Source organism: Propionivibrio sp., from assembly GCF_016790145.1.
GTDB lineage: Bacteria > Pseudomonadota > Gammaproteobacteria > Burkholderiales > Rhodocyclaceae > Propionivibrio.
Genome location: NZ_JAEUOI010000141.1, coordinates 1 through 20,929 on the forward strand (window position 1 = coordinate 1; position 20,929 = coordinate 20,929).

General features: G+C 56.6%; 18 protein-coding genes. 10 read left to right on the forward strand and 8 right to left on the reverse strand.

Annotated features, from left to right (window positions below; all coding sequences use genetic code 11):
* From JNM42_RS11790 to JNM42_RS11805, 4 genes are all read right to left on the reverse strand, one after another.
* Nucleotides 1–235 (reverse strand): efflux RND transporter permease subunit (locus JNM42_RS11790; protein WP_294269888.1); only part of this gene is annotated, 235 nt, incomplete at its 3' end.
* Between the two features lie 9 nt (nucleotides 236–244).
* Nucleotides 245–1,387: an efflux RND transporter periplasmic adaptor subunit gene (locus tag JNM42_RS11795; protein ID WP_294269893.1), complete on the reverse strand. Its 1,143-nt coding sequence runs from the start codon at nucleotides 1,385–1,387 to the stop codon at nucleotides 245–247.
* A 5-nt stretch (nucleotides 1,388–1,392) separates the two neighbouring features.
* Nucleotides 1,393–2,637, reverse strand: coding sequence for a diaminopimelate decarboxylase (gene lysA, locus JNM42_RS11800; protein WP_294269895.1), 1,245 nt, complete (start codon nucleotides 2,635–2,637; stop codon nucleotides 1,393–1,395).
* The gene (locus tag JNM42_RS11805) at nucleotides 2,634–2,816 is read right to left on the reverse strand and encodes a lipoprotein (protein ID WP_294269897.1); all 183 of its coding nucleotides are present in this window, start codon (nucleotides 2,814–2,816) and stop codon (nucleotides 2,634–2,636) included. Before JNM42_RS11805 ends, lysA begins: the two co-directional genes overlap by 4 nt.
* A gap of 36 nt (nucleotides 2,817–2,852) precedes the next feature.
* On the opposite strand from JNM42_RS11805, the gene cyaY reads away from it, so the two are divergent.
* Nucleotides 2,853–3,170 carry an iron donor protein CyaY gene (gene cyaY / locus JNM42_RS11810; RefSeq protein ID WP_294269900.1) on the forward strand — a complete coding sequence of 106 codons (318 nt, stop codon included), beginning with the start codon at nucleotides 2,853–2,855 and terminating at the stop codon, nucleotides 3,168–3,170.
* 132 nt (nucleotides 3,171–3,302) lie between these two features.
* Here the strand turns inward: cyaY and JNM42_RS11815 are convergent, their stop codons facing one another.
* Nucleotides 3,303–5,537, reverse strand: coding sequence for a penicillin-binding protein 1A (locus JNM42_RS11815; protein WP_294269940.1), 2,235 nt, complete (start codon nucleotides 5,535–5,537; stop codon nucleotides 3,303–3,305).
* Nucleotides 5,538–5,787: 250 nt separating this feature from the next.
* Between JNM42_RS11815 and JNM42_RS11820 the strand changes: the two genes are divergently transcribed.
* The 8 genes from JNM42_RS11820 (at nucleotide 5,788) to JNM42_RS11855 (ending at nucleotide 13,481) form a co-directional block, all read left to right on the forward strand.
* Nucleotides 5,788–6,867: a pilus assembly protein PilM gene (locus JNM42_RS11820; RefSeq protein WP_294269902.1), complete on the forward strand. Its 1,080-nt coding sequence runs from the start codon at nucleotides 5,788–5,790 to the stop codon at nucleotides 6,865–6,867.
* The gene (locus JNM42_RS11825; protein ID WP_294269905.1) at nucleotides 6,864–7,430 is read left to right on the forward strand and encodes a PilN domain-containing protein; all 567 of its coding nucleotides are present in this window, start codon (nucleotides 6,864–6,866) and stop codon (nucleotides 7,428–7,430) included. Before JNM42_RS11820 ends, JNM42_RS11825 begins: the two co-directional genes overlap by 4 nt.
* On the forward strand, nucleotides 7,427–8,101 hold the full coding sequence (locus JNM42_RS11830) for a type 4a pilus biogenesis protein PilO (RefSeq protein ID WP_294269907.1): 675 nt from the start codon (nucleotides 7,427–7,429) through the stop codon (nucleotides 8,099–8,101). The genes JNM42_RS11825 and JNM42_RS11830 overlap by 4 nt, the downstream gene beginning before the upstream one ends.
* Entirely contained in the window at nucleotides 8,098–8,619 is a 522-nt protein-coding gene (locus tag JNM42_RS11835; RefSeq protein ID WP_294269913.1) for a pilus assembly protein PilP, read from the forward strand. The genes JNM42_RS11830 and JNM42_RS11835 overlap by 4 nt, the downstream gene beginning before the upstream one ends.
* Nucleotides 8,616–10,670: a type IV pilus secretin PilQ gene (gene pilQ, locus JNM42_RS11840; protein WP_294269915.1), complete on the forward strand. Its 2,055-nt coding sequence runs from the start codon at nucleotides 8,616–8,618 to the stop codon at nucleotides 10,668–10,670. Before JNM42_RS11835 ends, pilQ begins: the two co-directional genes overlap by 4 nt.
* A 90-nt stretch (nucleotides 10,671–10,760) precedes the next feature.
* Complete coding sequence (locus tag JNM42_RS11845) at nucleotides 10,761–11,297, forward strand: shikimate kinase (protein WP_294269918.1); 537 nt, start codon at nucleotides 10,761–10,763, stop codon at nucleotides 11,295–11,297.
* Nucleotides 11,285–12,373: a 3-dehydroquinate synthase gene (aroB, locus tag JNM42_RS11850; RefSeq protein WP_294269922.1), complete on the forward strand. Its 1,089-nt coding sequence runs from the start codon at nucleotides 11,285–11,287 to the stop codon at nucleotides 12,371–12,373. The genes JNM42_RS11845 and aroB overlap by 13 nt, the downstream gene beginning before the upstream one ends.
* Nucleotides 12,366–13,481, forward strand: coding sequence for a deoxyguanosinetriphosphate triphosphohydrolase (locus JNM42_RS11855; protein WP_294269926.1), 1,116 nt, complete (start codon nucleotides 12,366–12,368; stop codon nucleotides 13,479–13,481). Before aroB ends, JNM42_RS11855 begins: the two co-directional genes overlap by 8 nt.
* 35 nt (nucleotides 13,482–13,516) lie before the next feature.
* Here JNM42_RS11855 and JNM42_RS11860 read toward each other — a convergent pair whose 3' ends face one another.
* The 3 genes from JNM42_RS11860 to JNM42_RS11870 all read right to left on the reverse strand — a co-directional run bounded on the left by JNM42_RS11860 (nucleotide 13,517) and on the right by JNM42_RS11870 (nucleotide 17,105).
* The gene (locus JNM42_RS11860) at nucleotides 13,517–13,978 is read right to left on the reverse strand and encodes a CBS domain-containing protein (protein ID WP_294269929.1); all 462 of its coding nucleotides are present in this window, start codon (nucleotides 13,976–13,978) and stop codon (nucleotides 13,517–13,519) included.
* A 139-nt stretch (nucleotides 13,979–14,117) separates the two neighbouring features.
* Nucleotides 14,118–15,530, reverse strand: coding sequence for a Re/Si-specific NAD(P)(+) transhydrogenase subunit beta (gene pntB, locus JNM42_RS11865; RefSeq protein WP_294269932.1), 1,413 nt, complete (start codon nucleotides 15,528–15,530; stop codon nucleotides 14,118–14,120).
* Nucleotides 15,531–15,542: 12 nt separating this feature from the next.
* Complete coding sequence (locus JNM42_RS11870; RefSeq protein ID WP_294269938.1) at nucleotides 15,543–17,105, reverse strand: Re/Si-specific NAD(P)(+) transhydrogenase subunit alpha; 1,563 nt, start codon at nucleotides 17,103–17,105, stop codon at nucleotides 15,543–15,545.
* A gap of 869 nt (nucleotides 17,106–17,974) precedes the next feature.
* On the opposite strand from JNM42_RS11870, the gene JNM42_RS11875 reads away from it, so the two are divergent.
* Nucleotides 17,975–20,929: glutamate synthase central domain-containing protein (locus tag JNM42_RS11875; RefSeq protein ID WP_294269943.1), on the forward strand; the 2,955-nt coding region annotated here is incomplete at its 3' end.

Below are 20,929 nucleotides of genomic sequence, written 5' to 3' on the forward strand. Positions count from 1 at the left end.
AGTCGAGCCCGGCGATCGTCGAGAACTGACCTTCGAGCGGTGTGGCGACGGCAGCGGCCATCGTTTCCGGCGATGCGCCGGGTAACGCGGCGGTGACCGAAATGGTCGGGAAGTCGACGCTCGGCAGTTCTGAAACCGGCAGCGCGCGATAAGCGATGATGCCGAAAATGACAAACGCCGCCATCAGCAGCGTCGTCATGACCGGGCGGCGGATGCACAGTTCGGGCAGGTTCATGGCGCCGCCCTATTTGTTCGCTGGCGTTGCAAGGGTGTCAGCATTAGTCGGGCCGGTTTCCCTGGCCTTGACCCTGACTCCCGGAGCCAGGCGCAACTGGCCGTCGGTGACGACGGTTTCGTCCGCCTGCACGCCATTGCGGATTGCCGTCACTCCACCCGCCGAGGCGGCGGTTTCGACCTTGCGCGTTTCGACGCTGCTGTCATCCTTGACGACGAAAACAAAATTGCCTTCGGCGCCCTGCTGAACGGCTTCATTGGGGACGGTGACAGACTTGACCAGCGTATCGAGCAGCAAGGAGACGTTGAGGAACTGCCCCGGGGTGAGCTTTTCATCCGCATTGGGCAGCACGGCTTTCATCTGGATGGTGCCGGTTGAAATGTCGACCGCGTTGTCGAGGAAGCGCACCTCGCCTTCAAGGTGTTGCGTCCTGTCACCCGGCAGGCTGACTTCGACTTTCATGCCGCCAGTCTTGTCTGTAGCGGATGCCATTGCTGCGCGCAGTCGCGGCAGGTATTTTTCGGGCACCGAAAAACTGACGAGCAGGGGGCGCACCCGGTTGACCACGGCCAGCGTCGTGTCGTTGATCTTGACTGATGAACCGGGAAAGACCAGTCGAGCGCCAACGACGCCGTCGAACGGGGCGCGAATGGTGGCATAGGACAGTTGCAAGCGCGCCAGTTCGACCGCCGCCTTGCTGGCCAGCAGGCTGGCGCTGGCGGCGGCTTCGTTGGTGCGGATGTCATTGACCTTCTCTTCTGAAACGAAGTGGCGATCCTTGAGCGCCGCGTAACGGGCGGTGTCGGATCGCGTCTTGGCGACCAGCGCCTGGTCGCGGGCGGCGTTGGCTTCCGCCTGTTGCAAGCGGGCAGCGAAATCCTTCGGATCAAGACGAATCAGCACGTCGCCCTGGTTGACGTGTTGTCCTTCGGTGAACAGCACGGCGGCGACCTGGCCATCGACCCGCGACTTCAGTACAACGCTTTCGTAGGCTTCGGCACGTCCGACAACTTGCAAGGTGACAGGTACGTCGCGCGTTGCGGCCCTGGCAGTGCTGACGGGAACCGGTGGCGGCTCCGATTTCTTTTTCGCACCATCATCCGAACACGCTGCAAGCGCTGCGCTGCCGATGAGCAGAAGGACGATGCGCACTGCATTCACGGCAGCAGGCTTTCGAGCGCGTAGAGTTCTTCAAACGTTTCGCGGCGGCGAATGAGATGGATCTGCGCACCATCAACCATCACTTCGGCAGCGCGCGGCCGGGTGTTGTAGTTTGAGCTCATGGCCATCCCATAGGCGCCGGCCGACATGACGGCAAGCAGGTCGCCGGGTTCGATGAGCAGTGGGCGCTGGTGGCCGAGAAAATCGCCCGACTCGCAGATCGGGCCGACGATTTCCCAGTTGCATGAAGCGCCTTTGCGCGGCGCTAGCGGGACGATGTCATGCCAGGCGTCGTAAAGCGCCGGGCGCGCGAGGTCATTCATGGCAGCATCGATAATGGCGAAATTCTTTGCTTCGCCAGGCTTCAGATATTCAACTCGGGTGAGCAGTACGCCGGCATTGCCGACCAGACGACGACCCGGTTCGAGAAGAATCCTGAGTTGCCGATGCTTGAGTTTTTGCAGCAGCGGCTGCAAATAGGACTTTACGCTCGGAACGGCTTCGTCCTTGTAGCGGATGCCGAGGCCGCCGCCGAGGTCAATATGCTTTAACGATATGCCGTTTGCAGCGAGTTGGTCGATCAGCAGAAGGATCTTGTCGAGCGCTTCGGCAAAGGGAGCCGGGTCGAGCAGTTGCGATCCGATATGGCAGTCGATGCCGGTGATTTCCAGGTTCGGCAGGCTGGCGGCGTGCTGGTAGGTTTTCAGAGCCTCTTCGTAGGCTACGCCGAACTTGTTTTCCTTGAGGCCGGTCGAAATGTAGGGATGTGTCATGGCGTCGACATCGGGATTGACGCGCAGGCTGATTGGCGCCTTCTTTCCGAGGCTGGCGGCGACTGCGTCGAGCCGGTCGAGTTCGGGTGCCGACTCGACGTTGAAGCAGAGTATGCCGGTAGTCAGGGCAAAGGCCATTTCGTCAGCGGACTTGCCGACGCCCGAGAAAACGATTTTCTGCGGATCGGCTCCAGCGGCAAGAGCGCGCTTCAGTTCGCCGATGGAAACAATGTCGAAACCGGCACCACGGCGCGCGAAAACGTCAAGTACGGCCAGGTTGGAATTGGCCTTGAGGGCGTAACACACCAATGAATCAAGGCCGCTCAGTTCCTGCAGGAATTCATCGAGAGCGGCTTCAAGTGCGGCGCGGGAGTAAACAAAGCAAGGTGTGCCAAAGCGTGCAGCGATGTCGGATAGCGCTACGGACTCGGCGTGCAGTTGGCCATTCTTCAGGGAGAAAGCGTTCATCGGGCCGCTTCAGTTGCCGTGTTAAGATCAGCGGGAACGGGTTCAACCGGTACGCTCGTGCTGGCTGGTGCTGGTGGAGTTTTGGTCGGTGGTGTCGGTAGCCTCAGTGGCCCGCGTGTGCCGCAGGCGGCTAGAGCAATCGATGACAGAAGAATGCAAAGCGTGAAATGTCGGCGCATGGTGGAGTGACCGCAAATGGAAAATGGTAGCACAGGATGAACGATAGCGATTTCAATGCGCTTGCCGATGCAGCGCTGACCCGGATTGAGGCCGGGCTGGAAGCCAGTGGCGCCGATCTGGATTTTGCGATGGTCAGCGCCGGTGTTCTCGAGATCGAGTTTGCCGATGGCAGCAAGATTATCGTCAACCGTCATGGTGCGGCGCAAGAGGTGTGGGTGGCCGCTCGCTCGGGCGGGTTTCATTACCGCTGGGACGGAGCGGCCTGGCGGGATACGCGCGACAGCAGAGAGCTAATGGCCGCATTGTCGGCTCTGGTTTCGGCGCAGGTCGGTGAGCCAGTCGATCTGGGCTAGCAACGCGTCATATCCGGACGCTTTGCCTCCGAGTCATCAGAGGGTGACCCCTGGCATTCTCTGGCTCTCCATTCATGGAGGTTTCGCGCTGGCTTGGCGTCGAGGTCACTGTCCTGGTCATCAAACTTGACACTAATCAAGCGGCTTGTCGTTCTGGTCCTGTGGCGCTTCCGGTTCCATTTCGGTCGGAACGTTTTCCTTGTAGAACAATTCTTTTGCCGGCCCCTTGCCGGAGCCTGCTATTTCAAGAGCGACCAGCCCTTCGGGTTGCGGCATGAAGGATTCCGGCACGTCCTTGAGTACCCTGGCCATATATCCAATCCAGGTGGGCAATGCGGCTGTGCCACCGGTTTCTCCGTTGCCCAAATTCCTTGGCTGATCGAAGCCAATCCATGAACAGCCGACGACGGTTCGCTGATAGCCGCAGAACCAGGCATCGACGTGCTCATTGGTGGTGCCTGTTTTACCGGCGAGGTCGCGGCGCTTGAGCGTGGCGGAGGCGCGCGCGGCGGTGCCGTAGATAGTGACGTCGCGCAGCATGCTATCCATCACATAGGCGTTGCGCGGGTCGATTGCCCGTAATGAGTCGTCGCCAGCCGTTACCGGCTGCGCAGCGGCCAGCACCTGCCCCTTTTCATTCTGAATGTCGCGCACGACGTAAGGCTGGATAAGGTAGCCGCTGTTGGCGAAAACGGCGTAGGCTGTGACCATCTGCCAAGGGGTGACCGAGCCGGCACCCAGTGCCATCGTCAGGTAGGGCGGGTGCTTTTCTGCATCGAAGCCGAAGCGGGTTATGTAGTCCTGTATGAAATTGACGCCGCTGGCTTGCAACAGCCGGATCGAGACCATATTCTTTGATTTGGCCAGCGCCGTACGCATGCGCATCGGCCCCTCGTACTTGCCGTCGTAGTTTTTCGGTTCCCAGGCCTGGCTGCCGGTAACCGAGGCGGAAATGCTGATCGGTTCGTCACGGATGATGGAAGCCGGTGTGAAGCCTTTTTCCAGTGCTCCCGAATAAATGAAGGGCTTGAAGCTCGACCCCGGCTGTCGCCAGGCCTGCGTGGCGTGGTTGAATTTATTGCGGTTGAAGTCAAAACCTCCAACCAGAGAACGTATTGCGCCGTTCTGTGGGTCAGCAGACAAGAATGCTGCTTCAACCTCGGGCATTTGCGTGATTCGCCAGTTATTCTTTTCGTCGGTTTGCACACGAATGACGGCGCCGCGACGCAGTCGTTTGTTTGGCGGCGCCTTGTCGTCAATCATGCGGGCTGCGAATTTGAGGCCGTCGCCACTGATGGTGACGATCTCGCCACCACGCCGGTAAGCGCGAATCTGTTTTGCATCGGCTTGCAGTACTAGCGCCGGATGCAGATCCTCCGAGTCGTGGAAGTCCTGCAACAGCTCGTCGAGGGCTTCATCCTGCTCGGTTTTGATATCGCTCATCTCGACGTAGGCTTCTGCGCCACGGTAACCATGGCGACGGTCATAGTCGAGCACGCCGCGTCGCAAACTGCTGTAGGCGGCTTCCTGATCATTCTTGAAAATCGTCGTATAAATGCGCAGACCGCGTGTGTAGACGTCTTCCGGAAAACGTTCGGCTGCAATTTGACGCGCCATTTCGGCGACGAACTCTGCATGCACGGCATATTCATTGGTCTCCCGCTTGACGACCAGCGCCTGTTTCAAGGCGGCTTCGTGTTGCCTGGCGTCAATGAAGCCAAGTTCGTGCATGCGACGCAAAACATATTGCTGGCGCAAACTGGCGCGTTTGGGGTTAACTACCGGGTTGAAAGCGGAAGGCGCTTTCGGCAATCCGGCCAGCATGGCCGCTTCGGCGATGCTCAGGTCCTTGAGCGGTTTGCCAAAATAAATCTGCGCTGCCGCGCCGAAACCATAGGCGCGTTGACCCAGAAAAATCTGGTTGATATACAGTTCGAAGATCTGATCCTTGCTGAGATTGTTCTCTATTTTGAAGGAAAGCAATGCTTCATAGAGCTTGCGGGTGTAAGTTTTTTCCGAGGACAGGAAGAAATTTTTGGCAACTTGCTGAGTAATGGTCGAGGCTCCCTGCCGTTTCCCTCCGCCCAGCAAATTGCTTAGCATGGCGCGAACGACACCCTGCGCATCCACGCCGCTGTGCTGGTAGAAGCGTTCGTCTTCTGCGGCCAGAATAGCTTGCTTCATTATGTCAGGGACGTCTTGAATGCGCACGACCGCCCGGCGCTCTTCGCCGAATTCACCGATCAGGTGACCTTCGCTGGTGTAAACCCGCAGCGGAATTTTCGGACGATAGTCGGTCAGTATTTCCAGCGAAGGCAGGTTTGGATAGGTCAGAATCAGAACCACGGCTGCCATGGCGATAGCCATTGAAGCCAGACCGACAATGAACAGAACGGGATAAAGAATCCAGCGGGAAAGGTTAAACAAGTCGCAGTTCCGGGAAGAATGTCGTATCCCGGCATTATAAACGTTGCCCGAAGGCCTGTCAGAGAGTGTGGAAATCGTAAGAAGAAATGGCTTTACATGCCGGATACTTGTTGCTAGCATCTAATGTAGATTATCTATAAACACGCTAACTACAAATTATTCAAGGGTTTTTTCGGCGAGGGGTGGCGATTTGCAACTCGATTTTTCGATCTTCAATCCTAAGGCGCGCTCTCTGATCGGTCTCGACATCAGTTCGTCGTCAGTCAAGATGGTTGAACTGGCTAGTGATGGCAAGAACGGTTATCGTGTCGAACGATATGCGATTGAGGTATTGCCGAGGGACGCTGTCGCTGATGGCAATATTGTCAATCTGGAAGCGGCGGCCGAAACCGTTCGCCGGGCCTGGAAAAAAATGGCGACGTCAACCCGGAATGTTGCCATTGCGCTTCCGGCTTCTCATGTAATCACCAAAAAAATCATCGTGGCCGCCGGTCAACGTGAGGAAGCACTTGAACTTCAGGTTGAGTCGGAAGCCAATCAGTACATTCCGTTTGCGCTCGAGGAAGTCAATCTTGACTTTCAGGTCGTCGGTCCGGCTCCTTCATCGCCAGATGAATTGGAGGTGCTGATTGCTGCGTCCCGCAAGGAGAAGGTCGAGGATCGTGTCGCCGTGGTGGAATCCGCTGGTTTGAAACCGATAGTCATGGATGTCGAGTCCTACGCCGTCTTTTCATCATTCGAATTGATTGAAAAGCAACTCCCTGATGGCGGCAAAGGGCAGATCATTGCCTTGGTTGATGTCGGGGCCAACGTAATGAACCTGACTGTTTTACGTAATGGTCAGCAACTTTATGTTCGCGAACAGGCGTTTGGCGGAAATCAGTTGACACAGGATATCGCCCGCCTGTTCGGCATGAACTTTGAGGAGGCTGAAGCTGAGAAGCGGCGTAATAATTTACCGGACAATTATGAGGCTGAACTTCTGCATCCTTTTGTGGAGAGCATGGCCTTGGAGGTGTCTCGTGCCTTGCAGTTCTTCTTTACGTCCACCCAGTTTAATCAGGTCAATCACATCGTTCTTGCCGGCGGGTGTGCTGTCCTGCCCGGGGCCGACGAAGTGGTGGCGTCGCGGACCCAGATCAACACGATTATTGCCAATCCCTTCGCTGACATGGTGCTTTCCGAACGGGTTCGCGCCAAGAGTCTGCTGGCCGACGCTTCGTCGCTGATGGCCGCGTGCGGTCTCGCTCTGCGGAGGTTTGACGAATGATACGCATCAATCTTCTCCCGCATCGCGAAGCAAAGCGCAAGGCGAGACGTCAGCAGTTTTATGGGCTGCTGGTCATGGTTTCGGTACTTGCCGGGTTGATCGTGTTTCTCGTTTATACGCTTATCTCGGGTTACATTACTACGCAAGAGGCCAGAAATGATTTCCTTAAAAAAGAGATCGCAGTTCTGGATAAGCAACTCGACGAGATCAAACGGCTAAAGGAACAAACGCAGGCGCTACTGGCGCGCAAGCAGATCATCGAGTCCTTGCAGCGTGATCGGGCAGAGGCTGTACGTCTTCTAAACGAGTTGGTAAAACAAATGCCGGAAGGTGTTTATATACGCTCGATAAAACAGGAAGGTACCAGGATTTCCCTTAATGGATATGCGCAATCCAATGCGCGGGTTTCAACGCTGATGCGCAACATTGAGGCTTCTTCCTGGCTTGAAAAGCCCCAGTTGATTGAAATCAAGGCAGTGAACCTTGACAAGCGACGACTCAACGAATTCAGCATGAGCGTCAATCTCAAACGAGCCCCGGTTCAAGATGGAGGCAAGAAATGAAATCGCCCTCCATTCCAAAAATTGATTTCAAGGCGGTTCTTGAAGATTTCCGTAGCTTGAACCCGAAGGATGTTGGAACGTGGCCTGTTGTGCCACGTGTAGCGGTATTGCTTGTTCTGGTTGCCGTGATTCTGCTGGCCGGTTGGTGGTTTGTGTGGAATGATCAACTGGACGCACTTGCGGCACGTCAACAGGAAGAGTTAAAACTCAGGGACGAGTTTGTTGCCAAGAAGACACAGGCAGTCAATCTCGATTTGTACACCCAGCAATTGACCGAGATTGACCGCTCATTCGGTGCTTTGTTGAAACAGTTGCCCAATAAGTCGGAGGTTGAATCCTTGCTGGTCGAGATCAACCAGTCGGGGATGGGGCGAGGATTGCAGTTTGATCTTTTCAAGCCAGGGCAGGAGATCGTCAAGGATTTCTACGCCGAGTTGCCGATCAATGTGAAGCTGACCGGAAGTTACCATGACTTTGGCGCCTTTGCCGGTGATATCGCCAGGCTGTCGAGAATCGTGACTTTGAACAACATTTCCATTACGACTAATCCTCAGGCCAAGGATGGAGGTCTGGTCATGGACGCCGTGACAAAAACCTTCCGCTATCTCGATGATGAAGAATTGGCCGCCAAGAAGAAGGCGGCTCAGGCCGCCAAGGGTGGGAAGAAATGAGAAAGTTAGCGGTTGCGCTGGCTAGCGTCGCCCTGGTGGCATGTTCCGGCGGTGATAATGAGGATCTGCGCCAGTGGATGGATGGGGTCTCCAAGGATATTAAAGGCACAATTCCTCCGCTACCCCAGGTCAAGCCTTATGAGCCGGAGGCTTATGATGCAGGTAACCTGCTTGACCCATTCAAGGCGGCCAAGATTGGCTCCGAGCAGAAGAAGAGTGGTGGTGGTGGTTTGCAGCCGGACATGAATCGACCACGGGAGCCTTTGGAGGCTTATCCGCTGGAGTCGCTGAAATATGTCGGCGTGATGACCAGGAAAAAGAATTCGTTTGCCATCATTCAGGTTGATGGTGCCTTGTATCAGGTGAGGGTCGGCAATTATATGGGTCAAAATTTCGGTGTGATCACCAAGATTTCGGAATCTGAAGTGACGTTGAAGGAACTCATTCAGGATTCGGCAGGTGACTGGGTTGAAAAGGAAAGTACGCTTATGCTGCAGGGTCAGGAGGGTAAAAAGTGAAACAGATCAGATACTACCTGCTTAGCTTGGTCAGCGGGCTTTTACTGGCAGTTACTGCAGTTCATGCTCAGGAAAGCAAGCCAAACTCTTTTCAATCGATCACTGTCGCGCAACAGGGGCCGGTAATTAATGTCAAGCTCATGTTTTCAGAGCCTTTGACGGCACTGCCCCCAGGGTTCAGTGTTGCCAAACCGGCGCGTATTGCGCTTGATTTTGCGAATACGATCAACGGTCTGGGCAAGACGAGTCAAACGTTTAACGAAGGTGATCTGCTGAGCGCCAATTTTGTTCAGGCCGAGGGTCGAACGCGCCTGGTGTTGAATCTCAACCAGGCAATGACTTATGAGTCGAGAATCGACGGCAACAGCATGTTTTTGACTCTGGTTCCCGTTGCATTAAAGGGTAATTTGGTCGCTCGGGCCGAGAACTTCTCGCAGGCGCGCCCATCTCAGACCGTGAATAGCATTCGGGATATCGGTTTCCAGCGCGGAAAAAGCGGTGATGGAGTGATTACCGTCGAGTTAAGCGACCCAAATGCGGGAATTACCATTCGCCAGCAGGGAAAAAGTCTGATCGTTGATTTCGTTAAAGTCACGGTACCGGAATCGTTGCGCAAGCGCCTCGATGTTACTGATTTCGCGACACCTGTTGTTTCCCTGAACACGGTTCAGCAGGGTGCCGATGCGCGCATGACGATCAATCCACATGGTTTGTGGGAGTATAACGCCTACCAGTCCGACAACAAATTTGTCATTGAGGTGAAGCCGGTTATCGAGAACCCCAACAAGCTGGTGCAGGGATCGCGCGGCGGCTTTCAAGGTGAGAAATTATCGCTGAACTTCCAGAACGTCGAAGTTCGCCGCTTGCTGCAAGTGATCGGCGAGTTTACCGGAATGAATATGGTGGTAAGTGATTCGGTTGGCGGTTCGATTACACTGATTTTGAAAGATGTACCCTGGGATCAGGCGCTGGATATCATTCTCCAGCAAAAGGGGCTCGACATGCGCAAGAACGGCAATGTCATCCTGATCGCGCCACGAGAAGAAATTGCCACCAAGGAAAAACTGGAGTTTGAATCGAAGGTGCAGATCAGCGACCTGGAACCCTTGCGCACCGAAAGTTTCCAGATGAACTACATCAAGGGTGCAGACGTTCAGAAGCTCCTGGTCGATCCAAAACAAACGCTGCTCTCGAAACGCGGTAGTGCGTTACTGGATGATCGATCCAATATGTTGTTCGTCAAGGATACGCCAAGTCGCCTGGACGATGTCAGAGAGATGATCGCCAAGGTGGATGTGCCGGTACGGCAGGTCATGATTGAAGCACGCATTGTCGAGGCGGGTGACAGCTTTGCCAAGAACCTCGGCATACGCCTCAACTTCAGGCAGATACAACCGGGTAACAGCTTTAGCACGGCTAACGACAATATCAGGGGTAATTCTCTGACGAACTCGGCAGTCAATCTCCCGGCAACTCCCCGCGCTGGACAATCAGGTACGTTTTCCTTGCTGCTTTTTAACACTGCGCTTACCCAGTTTCTTACCGCCGAGATCTCGGCGCTGGAGGCCGACGGGCGCGGCAAGGTTATTTCCAGTCCGCGGGTCATGACCTCCAATCAGGTTGAGGCCATCATCGAGCAAGGGGTTGAAATTCCTTACCAGCAGGCGACCAGCTCCGGCGCTACCAGTGTTTCTTTCCGCAAGGCGAATCTGTCATTGAAAGTCAAACCGGGGATCACCCCGGACGGCAGAATAACAATGGCCTTGGACGTAAACAAGGATACTCCCAATACCCGATTATCCACCGGAGCAGGTGTGGCCATTGATACCAAGCACGTGAAGACCGAGGTGCTGGTGGAAAACGGTGGAACCGTCGTAATTGGCGGTATTTACACTCAGGAAACGCGTGATAACACACAGCGTATTCCGTTCTTCGGCGACCTCCCATACATTGGCTGGCTATTCAAGAACAGGGAGTGGATTGATGACAAAACCGAATTGCTGATTTTCATCACACCGAAGATAGTCGCACAATCTCTCGCAGTGCAATGAATTTCTGAGTCAAGAAAAACCGGCATTTGCCGGTTTTTTTTTCGACTTTTTATGTCCATTGTTGCGAAGCTGCTACGGTAGAATGGCGTTGTGGATAAACAATACGGCACAAAAAACGTCTATCTGGTAGGTCTGATGGGGGCGGGCAAGACGACCATTGGCCGATCGCTGGCCAGGCAACTGGATCTCGAATTTATTGATACAGACCGTGAAATCGAGGCACGTACGGGCGTTAGCATACCGACGGTTTTTGAGATCGAAGGTGAAGATGGCTTTCGCAAGCGAGAAGCGCAGGTGATCGCTGATCTCTCAAGGTTGAGTGGTCGGGTGGTGGCGACCGGGGGAGGGGTTGTTTTACGAGCGGAGAATCGTGCCAATTTGAGAGCGAGTGGCTTTGTCGTTTATCTCAACGTACCACCTTACACCCTGTGGGAACGTACGCGTCACGATCGAAACCGGCCACTGCTTCAAGTTGACGATCCCCTTCTCAAGCTGAAGGAACTATACTCCCAACGCGATCCGCTCTACCGCGAAGTAGCGGATCTGGTTGTCGATGGTAGCCGGAATAATGCCCAGGGCATTCTGCAATTGCTGATCCAGGAAGTTGGCGAACAATGGAAACTTTGAATGTTGAGCTGGGCGAACGTACCTATCCGATTCATGTCGGGCAAGGAATTCTCGAGCGTAGCGGACTGCTGCTACCCTTTCTTCTGCAACCCAAAGTTGCTGTTGTTACCAATACGATTGTTGCACCGCTGTATCTGCAGCGCTTTGCAAGGCCGCTGCGAGATGCCGGGGTCGAGGTGGCCGAGATCATTTTGCCCGATGGCGAGCAATTCAAGAACTGGCAAACACTCAATATGATTTTCAATGTGCTGCTCGAACGCCGATGTGAGCGTTCAACCACTCTGATAGCCCTTGGCGGCGGTGTTGTTGGTGATATGAGCGGTTTTGCAGCGGCCTGCTACCAGCGTGGTATGCCGTTCATTCAGGTTCCGACAACCCTGCTTGCGCAAGTCGATTCGTCGGTTGGAGGCAAGACGGCAATCAATCATCCGCTTGGCAAAAACATGATCGGTGCGTTCTATCAGCCAAGGCTGGTGCTGGCCGATACCGATGTTCTGGCAACCTTGCCTGACCGCGAGTTGCGAGCTGGGCTGGCAGAGGTTATAAAATACGGATTGATCCGTGATTTGCCTTTCCTTGAATGGCTTGAACTGCATCTGGAACGCTTGCTGGCACGTGAGCCGGAGGCGCTCGAATATGCCATTTGCCGCTCGTGCTTAAACAAGGCTGAAATAGTTGTTGCCGATGAGCATGAAAATGGCGAACGGGCATTGCTTAATCTTGGCCACACCTTCGGACATGCGATTGAAACCGGTATGGGCTATGGCGAATGGCTGCACGGTGAGGCCGTGGCTGCGGGCACCATGATGGCCGCTGAACTGTCATGCCGGCTCGGCTGGATTGGTGTGGCTGATGTGGCTCGGGTAGAAAGGCTGTTGGTACGCGCTGGTTTGCCAGTAATCGGCCCGGCAATGGGCGCTGAGAGTTATCTTGAGCTGATGCAACATGACAAGAAGGTGCAGGATGGGAAGATGCGTTTCGTTCTGCTCAAGCAGATTGGAAAAGCGATGGTGAGTGATGCTGCTTCACAGAAAGAAATTACCCAGGCTATTGCCGCACGCTCCGGGCATGGCTGAACTTGCACCTTATGCCGTTGCAAGGGCTAACTCACGGGGTCGTCGCCACGCCGAAGAGCCGCCTTCGCAGCGCAGTGAATTTCAGCGCGATCGCGATCGTATTGTGCACTCAACCGCCTTTCGACGCCTTGAATACAAGACACAGGTTTTCGTTAACCACGAGGGCGATCTTTTCCGGACACGCTTGACGCATAGCCTGGAAGTGGCGCAGATCGCCAGAGCCATAGCCCGTGCCCTGCGCCTCAACGAAGATCTTGTGGAAGCCATTTCACTCGCTCACGACCTGGGGCACACCCCGTTCGGTCATGCCGGACAGGATGCGCTCAATGACTGCATGCGGGGTAACGGTGGCTTTGAACACAACCTGCAAAGTCTTCGTATCGTTGATCTGCTTGAGGAGCGATACGCAGAATTTGACGGGCTCAATCTGTGTTTTGAAACCCGTGAAGGCATTGTCAAACATTGCTCTCAAGAAAACGCACGTCAGCTTGGAGAGCTTGGCGAGCGCTTTTTAAACCACACACAACCCTCGCTTGAAGCTCAACTATGCAATTTTGCCGACGAAATTGCCTACAACAACCACGATATCGATGATGGATTGCGTTCGGGGCTGATTTCGCTCGATCAACTGCAGGATGTCAGTCTGTTTGCGCGCTACGAGGCTGATTTGAGGTCAGCGTATCCCAACCTGGGCGGGCGTCGTCTCATTCATGAAACCATCCGCCGTATGATCAATGCGCTGGTGTGCGATCTGATCGAAACGACGACCAGCAACCTGGCCCGACAAAAACCAAAAGATCTCGCCGAAGCCAGACTCGGCGTGCCGTTAATCGCGTTCTCGGATGAATTGCGTGAAGCACAGCGGGAGATGAAGCGTTTCCTGCACAAGCATCTCTATCAGCATTTTCAGGTCTTGCGCATGACCAGCAAGGCTCGGCGAATCATCAACGATTTATATCTGGCCTTCGTCACGGATCCGCGAATGCTGCCGTTACAGTATCAGTCGGATGGCGATCAGCCGCGCAGGGTAGCCGACTACATTGCCGGGATGACTGACCGCTATGCGATGAAGGAACACCGTCGCCTGTTTGCGGTAGGAGAATTCTGACAAAACGGGCAAGATTGATTGTGCACTTGCGATTTTTACTCCGCTGGCCAATCCTTGATATACGCCTTGAGAAGTTTGTTCTCGAAGTTGCGCTCCTCCAGTACGGCTTTGGCGACATCGTGGAAGGAAATGACGCTAATCATGGCGTCGCCATCCATTACCGGGACATAGCGGGTATGCGTGTTGATCATCAGTCGACGCAATTCATCGACATCCATTGAAGAGTCGGTGGTCGGCGGGTTGGTATGCATGGCCTCGCTTACCAGTATTTCAGCAATGGGTGGAGTCGGTCCGACGCGGCGTTCGGACTGGCGCTTGGCTAAAACTCGCAGAACCTCGCGGAAGGTCAGGATGCCCACCAGCTTTCCGGCATCGGTTACGACAACCGAGCCAATGTCGTTTTCGGCCATCATGATCACTGCTTCGGAGAGCAGCGAGTCTGGATGTACGGCAAACAGTTTTGAACCTTTGACCTTGAGTACTTCCTTGACCTCCATGTCACCCCCTGAATAAAAGCTAGTTGATCCGGTTACTTCGCCCTTTCGGGGAAGTCGTTCTCAAGTCCGGATGTATGGGCAGCGCCCGCATTCACGAGCGCTGCTCCAGGCTGTTAAGCGATATTGTAGTTACCGGCAATCAGGTTTTCAAAGCAAGCAGGACTTCGTCCAGCATTTTCTTGGCATCGCCGAAGAGCATGCGGTTGTTCTCCTTGTAGAACAACGGATTGTCGACACCCGCATAGCCAGAAGCCATGCTGCGCTTCATCACGATCGAGGTCTTGGCCTTCCAGACTTCAAGAACCGGCATGCCGGCGATCGGACTGTTCGGGTCATCCTGCGCTCCGGGATTTACGATGTCGTTGGCGCCGATAACCATCGCCACGTCGGTGGTCGGAAAGTCGTCGTTTAGCTCGTCCATTTCCATCACGATGTCATAGGGTACCTTGGCTTCGGCCAGCAACACATTCATGTGGCCTGGCATGCGACCCGCCACCGGATGAATGCCGAAGCGGATATTGACACCCTTATCGCGCAGGTGCTTGGTAATCTCAAACACCGTGTGTTGGGCCTGCGCCACCGCCATTCCGTAGCCGGGAACGATGATCACGCTCTTGGCGTCGCGCAGCAACTCGGCCGTGTCGACACTGCTGATTGGCACCACCTCGCCTGCCGGCTGCGCCCCCGCCACCGGAGTCGCCCCACTGGTGGTACCAAAGCCGCCTGCAATCACGCTGATGAAGTGGCGATTCATCGCCGCGCACATGATGTACGACAGGATGGCGCCGCTTGATCCCACCAGCGCGCCAGTGACGATCAGCAGGTCGTTGTTCAGCATGAAGCCGGTTGCTGCCGCGGCCCACCCGGAGTAGCTGTTGAGCATCGAGACCACAACCGGCATGTCCGCACCACCAATGGCCATCACCATGTGGATGCCGAACAGCAACGCGATCACCGTCATCACGATCAGCGGGGTCATGCCGTCACTGATCGAATGGGCGTTGAGGAATTCGCGCCCGAACCAGATCACTACCAGCAGTCCGGCGAGATTGATAAAGTGGCGCGCAGGCAGCAGCATCGGGTTGCCGCCGATCTTGCCGGAAAGCTTACCGAAGGCAATGACCGAACCGGAGAAGGTGATGGCCCCGATCAGGATGCCGATGTATATCTCCATCTCGTGGATGCTCTTTTCGGCACCGGAGAGGCCCGCCGAAGCCGCCGGATCGATATAGTTGGCAAAGCCGACCAGGCAGGCCGCGAGACCGACCAGGCTGTGCATCAGCGCAACCAACTCCGGCATCTGGGTCATTTTCACGGTGCGCGCGGCGTACAGGCCAACCGCGCCGCCCGCGACCATGGCACCGACGATCCAGGGAATGCCGGCCATGGTTACGCGCGGCCCGAAGACCGTTGCCAGAACGGCGATGGCCATACCGATCATGCCGTACAGATTGCCGCGACGCGAGGTCTCGGGATTGGACAGCCCGCCAAGGCTGAGGATGAAGAGGATAGTTGCTCCAATATAGGAGACGGTGGCCAGACTAGCAGACATTCGTGTCTCCTTTTATTTACGGAACATTTGCAGCATGCGCTGCGTGACGGCGAAGCCGCCGAACATATTCACCGCGGTCAGCGCGATTGCCGCCACAGCCAGCCAGCGTATCCAGCCCTCCGGCCCAACCTGGACCAGGGCACCAATGGCGATGATGCTGCTGATCGCATTGGTGACGCTCATCAATGGTGTATGCAGCGCTGGGGTCACATTCCACACCACCATGTAGCCGACGAAGCAGGCCAGCACGAACACCGTGAAGTGCGCCAGGAAGGCTGGGGGTGCGCCGGAGCCGATGAACCAGAACACCACAGCGGCGACCAGAAACATGACGGCGGTACTGGTCGCCGATGCCGGGGCACTGGCCTTGCCGTGACCGCCGCTCTTCTTCTGCGCCGGTGCTGAAGCCGCGGGCTTCGCAGCCGGTGGCGCAGCGGCAAGCTTGGGTGCCGGAGGCGGCCAGGTGACTTCGCCATTCTTGATTACGGTCAGGCCGCGGATGGCTTCGTCTTCCATGTTAACGTCGATGATGCCGTCCTTGGTCTTGCACAGCTCCTCGGTGAGGCGGAACAGGTTGGTTCCATACAGCGTCGACGACTGCTTGGCCAGGCGTGATGGCAGGTCGGTGTAGCCGACGATGGTCACGCCGTGCTTCACCACGACCTGGCCGGGCTCGGTTAACTCGCAGTTGCCGCCACGCTCGGCCGCCAGGTCAACGATGACGCTACCCGGTTTCATGCTCTTCACCATCTCGGCGGTGATCAGCTTGGGTGCGGGCTTGCCGGGAATCAGCGCGGTGGTGATGATAATGTCTACCTCCTTGGCCTGCTTGGCATACATCTCGCGCTGGGCCGTCTGGAAGCCCTCGCTCATCACCTTGGCGTAGCCGCCGCCGCCGGAGCCTTCTTCCTCATAATCGACCTTCACGAATTCGCCGCCCATCGACACGACCTGGTCGGCCACCTCGGAACGGGTATCGTTGGCGCGCACGATGGCGCCCAAGCTGACAGCGGTGCCGATCGCCGCCAAGCCGGCCACGCCGGCGCCGGCGATGAAGACCTTGGCCGGCGGAACCTTGCCCGCAGCTGTGATCTGGCCGCTGAAGAAGCGGCCGAAGGCGTTGGCGGCCTCGATAACGGCGCGGTAGCCGGTGATGCCGGCCATGGAGGTCAACGCATCCATCTTCTGGGCGCGGCTCAGCGTGCGAGGCAGCGAGTCGATGGCCAGCACGGTGACTTTCTTGGCCGCCAGTTGTTTCATCAATTCCGGGTTCTGGGCCGGCCAGATGAAGCTGACCAACGTCTGCCCTGCGTGCATCAAGCCGACTTCGTCCGCGCTCGGTTCGCGCACCTTGAACACGATATCGGATGCCGCCCACAGTTTGGCTGCTCCGACAATAATCTCTGCGCCAGCGCTGCGGTAAACCTCGTCACTGAAATTTGCCGCATCGCCGGCGCCTGATTCAACGGCGACCTTGAAACCCAGCTTGATCAGCTTCTCGACAACTTCGGGGACGCTCGCTACGCGTTTCTCGCCCGCAAAGACCTCTCGTGGTACTCCGATAGTCAGTGGCATTCAGTTCTCCATAACTCGTTTCGTAAGTATTAAAAATACGGTCCGGATTGCAAGCAACCCAAGCAACCCAAGCAACCGCTTCCCCGCTGACGCGAATTTGCAACTATCTGTAAAAAACCAGTCAAAAAAACCACCCAACGAGTGCAAAAAATGCAGTTTTGCAAATGGCATTCGTTGTCGGCAACTACCCAGAGTGCTTTACTTTTGAATCCTGACCTGTCGGCAGGAGCGCTACTTTAACATGGGGACAACGCTGAAAAAAGGGCAGTCGTGCCATGTTTCAGCGAAATCACAAAATCCCCCGTTTGAAAGACCGGATTTTCGCCGCATTGGCGACTAAAACTACCCTACAGGGCAAGCATAGTCGCCCTGTGAAAAGCAAGAGTGAGCCCCCAAGTGGTGAGTGCTGTGCAAATACGGGAGCGTGAAATGCGCCAAGTTTAAAGATAGGCATGAAAAGTGCTGTAATCAACGTGAAGGATAAGGAGAGAAAACCATGTTGAGAAGCGCATAGCCTCCCTGTGAAGAGATAAATGAACTAAGGGCGAAACCAGTCCGACTAAGCAATTACATAGCCAAGGATGGTGGGCATCGTGAGATGGCGTTTGGCAGGTCGAAAGATGTGCGCTGCCTGGTGATGTTGATTGCGGCAAAGGAGTCTTTGTACGTGCAAGGTTCGCGCACTGTTTTGGTGCAGCGCAAGGGTTTAAACGACAGAGTTGGTGCGCTCCAAGGGTATGTACGACAGAGGTTTCACGATATACTCGTCGGTCGCCCAATAAATTTACTCGTGGCTTGCAGGCGGGCTATTTTAACGTTGTTTGCTGACATTCATTGATTTGTCATTGTTTTGTGAGGGTTCGAAAGTGATCGATTCGGCTGTACCTGAGCGGCAGGGGCTGTATGACCCGGCCAACGAGCACGACGCCTGCGGTGTCGGTTTTGTAGCGCATATCAAGGGCCGGAAAAGCCACTCGATTGTTCAGCAAGGTCTGCAAATCCTGAAGAATCTTGATCACCGGGGCGCTGTTGGCGCCGATCCGCTGATGGGTGACGGAGCGGGCATTCTGATTCAGATACCAGATGACTATCTTCGCGAAGAGATGGCCAAGCAGGGCGTAATTCTGCCGCGTGTAGGAGATTATGGCATCGGCATGGTTTTTCTGCCGCAGGAAGCCGCATCGCGTCTGGCCTGTCAGGAGGAAATCGAACGTGCGGTGCGTTCCGAAAAACAGGTCGTTCTTGGCTGGCGTGATGTGCCGGTTGATCACACCATGCCCATGTCGCCGGCGGTTCGTGAACGCGAGCCGATCATTCGCCAGATCTTCATAGGACGTGGCACCAGCGTGATGGTGACCGATGCGCTGGAACGCAAACTCTATGTAATTCGCCGCCGCGCAGCCAACGCCATCCGGGGGCTGGGGCTCAAACACGGCAAGGAGTTCTATCAGCCGTCGATGTCGGCGCGGACGATTGTCTACAAAGGGCTGCTGCTTGCCGATCAGGTCGGTGAGTACTATCTCGATCTGAAAAATCCGCGTTGTGTTTCGGCGCTGGCGCTCGTGCACCAGCGTTTTTCGACCAACACATTCCCGACCTGGCCGCTGGCTCATCCGTTCCGCATGATCGCCCACAACGGCGAGATCAATACCCTGCGCGGTAACTACAACTGGATGCGCGCTCGTGAAAAGAGCACATCTTCGCCGCTGCTTGGTGCCGATCTGGACAAGATCTGGCCGCTGATTTATCCGAACCAGTCCGACTCGGCGTCATTTGACAACGCGCTTGAACTGCTGGTGATGGGCGGCTACTCGCTGGCGCACGCCATGATGCTGCTGATTCCTGAAGCCTGGGAGTCCCACACCTTGATGGATGGAAAGCGCCGCGCCTTCTACGAATACCATGCGGCGATGATGGAGCCGTGGGACGGTCCGGCCGCCGTGGCTTTTACCGATGGCCGCCAGATCGGCGCAACGCTCGACCGCAACGGCCTGCGCCCGGCGCGCTATCTCGTCACCAGCGACGACCGCATCGTGATGGCGTCCGAAATGGGCGTGCTGAAGATTCCGGAGGAACAGATCGTCACCAAGTGGCGGCTGCAGCCCGGCAAGATGCTGCTCGTCGATCTCGAGCAGGGCCGCCTCATTCCCGACGACGAGATCAAGGCGGAGCTCGCCAAGAGCCATCCCTACAGCGACTGGCTGCACCGCACCCAGATCGTGCTGGAGGAATTGCCGGCGTCGACGAACAAGAGCGTGCGTTCCAATCTGCCGCTGCTCGACCGGCAGCAGGCGTTCGGCTATTCGCAGGAAGACATCGCCATCCTGATGACGCCGATGGCCTCCACCGGCGAGGAGGCGACGGGCTCGATGGGCAACGACACGCCGATCTCGGCGCTGTCGGACCGGCCGAAGCAGCTCTTCACCTATTTCAAGCAAAATTTCGCGCAGGTCACCAACCCGCCTATCGACCCGATCCGCGAGGAGCTCGTGATGAGCCTCGTCTCGATCATCGGGCCGCGGCCGAACCTGTTCGACCTGCAGGGCATGGCCTCGACCAAGCGCCTCGAAGTGCGCCAGCCGATCCTGACCGACGCGGACCTGGAAAAGATCCGCTCGATCTCGGAAGTCGGCGACGGTCATTTCAAGTCGCGCACGCTCGACACCACCTTCCACGCCGGCTTCGGCGCGGCCGGAATGGAGCAGGTGCTGGACGAGCTCTGCGGGCGCGCCGAAGGCGCGGTGCGCGAGGGCGTCAACATCATCATCCTGTCGGACCGCATGACGGGCACCGACCGGATTCCGATCCCCTCGCTGCTCGCTTGCGCGGCCGTGCATCATCATCTGATCCGCACCGGCTTGCGCACGTCGGTCGGCATCGTCGTCGAATCCGGCGAGCCGCGCGAGGTGCATCACTTCGCCTGTCTCGCAGGCTATGGCGCTGAGGCGATCAATCCGTATCTCGCGTTCGAAACCATCGTCGCGATGAAGGAGAGGCTGCCGGGCTCGCTCGACGACTACGAGATCGTCAAGCGCTACATCAAGTCGATCGGCAAGGGCCTCTTGAAGGTGATGTCCAAGATGGGCATCTCGACCTACCAGTCCTATTGCGGCGCGCAGATCTTCGACGCCGTCGGCCTCAAGGCCGACTTCATCGCCAAGTATTTCGCCGGAACCCACACCCGCATCGAGGGCGTGGGCCTGAACGAGATCGCCGAGGAAACCGTGCGCCGCCACAACGACGCGTTCGGAGAGGCGCAGGTCTACAAGAGCGCGCTCGACGTCGGCGGCGAATATGCCTACCGCACCCGCGGCGAGGACCACGCCTGGACCGCGGAGTCGGTCTCGGCGCTGCAGCACGCCGTGCGCGGCAATTCGCAGGAGCGCTACCGCGCCTTTGCAAAGATCCTCAACGAGCAGTCCGAGCGGCTGGTGACGCTGCGCGGCCTGTTCCGCATCAAGACGGCGGAAGAGGACAAGCGCAAGCCCGTCCCGCTCGACCAGGTCGAGCCGGCCAAGGAGATCGTCAAGCGCTTCGCCACCGGCGCGATGAGCTTCGGCTCGATCTCGCGCGAGGCGCACACGACGCTCGCCATCGCCATGAACCGGATCGGCGGCAAGTCCAACACCGGCGAAGGCGGCGAGGAAGCCGACCGATTCAAGCCGATGGCCAACGGCGATTCCATGCGCTCGGCGATCAAGCAGGTCGCCTCGGGCCGCTTCGGCGTGACGACGGAATACCTCGTCAACTCCGACATGATGCAGATCAAGATGGCGCAGGGCGCCAAGCCCGGCGAAGGCGGCCAGCTGCCCGGCCACAAGGTG

What these genes read in the sequence shown, in the direction of transcription:
- lysA (WP_294269895.1), bottom strand. Translation starts at nt 2,637, where the DNA reads ATGAACGCTTTCTCCCTGAAGAATGGCCAACTGCACGCCGAGTCCGTA.
- JNM42_RS11805 (WP_294269897.1), bottom strand. Translation starts at nt 2,816, where the DNA reads ATGCGCCGACATTTCACGCTTTGCATTCTTCTGTCATCGATTGCTCTA.
- cyaY (WP_294269900.1), top strand. Translation starts at nt 2,853, where the DNA reads ATGAACGATAGCGATTTCAATGCGCTTGCCGATGCAGCGCTGACCCGG.
- JNM42_RS11815 (WP_294269940.1), bottom strand. Translation starts at nt 5,537, where the DNA reads ATGGCTATCGCCATGGCAGCCGTGGTTCTGATTCTGACCTATCCAAAC.
- JNM42_RS11825 (WP_294269905.1), top strand. Translation starts at nt 6,864, where the DNA reads ATGATACGCATCAATCTTCTCCCGCATCGCGAAGCAAAGCGCAAGGCG.
- JNM42_RS11830 (WP_294269907.1), top strand. Translation starts at nt 7,427, where the DNA reads ATGAAATCGCCCTCCATTCCAAAAATTGATTTCAAGGCGGTTCTTGAA.
- JNM42_RS11835 (WP_294269913.1), top strand. Translation starts at nt 8,098, where the DNA reads ATGAGAAAGTTAGCGGTTGCGCTGGCTAGCGTCGCCCTGGTGGCATGT.
- aroB (WP_294269922.1), top strand. Translation starts at nt 11,285, where the DNA reads ATGGAAACTTTGAATGTTGAGCTGGGCGAACGTACCTATCCGATTCAT.
- JNM42_RS11855 (WP_294269926.1), top strand. Translation starts at nt 12,366, where the DNA reads ATGGCTGAACTTGCACCTTATGCCGTTGCAAGGGCTAACTCACGGGGT.
- JNM42_RS11860 (WP_294269929.1), bottom strand. Translation starts at nt 13,978, where the DNA reads ATGGAGGTCAAGGAAGTACTCAAGGTCAAAGGTTCAAAACTGTTTGCC.
- pntB (WP_294269932.1), bottom strand. Translation starts at nt 15,530, where the DNA reads ATGTCTGCTAGTCTGGCCACCGTCTCCTATATTGGAGCAACTATCCTC.
- JNM42_RS11870 (WP_294269938.1), bottom strand. Translation starts at nt 17,105, where the DNA reads ATGCCACTGACTATCGGAGTACCACGAGAGGTCTTTGCGGGCGAGAAA.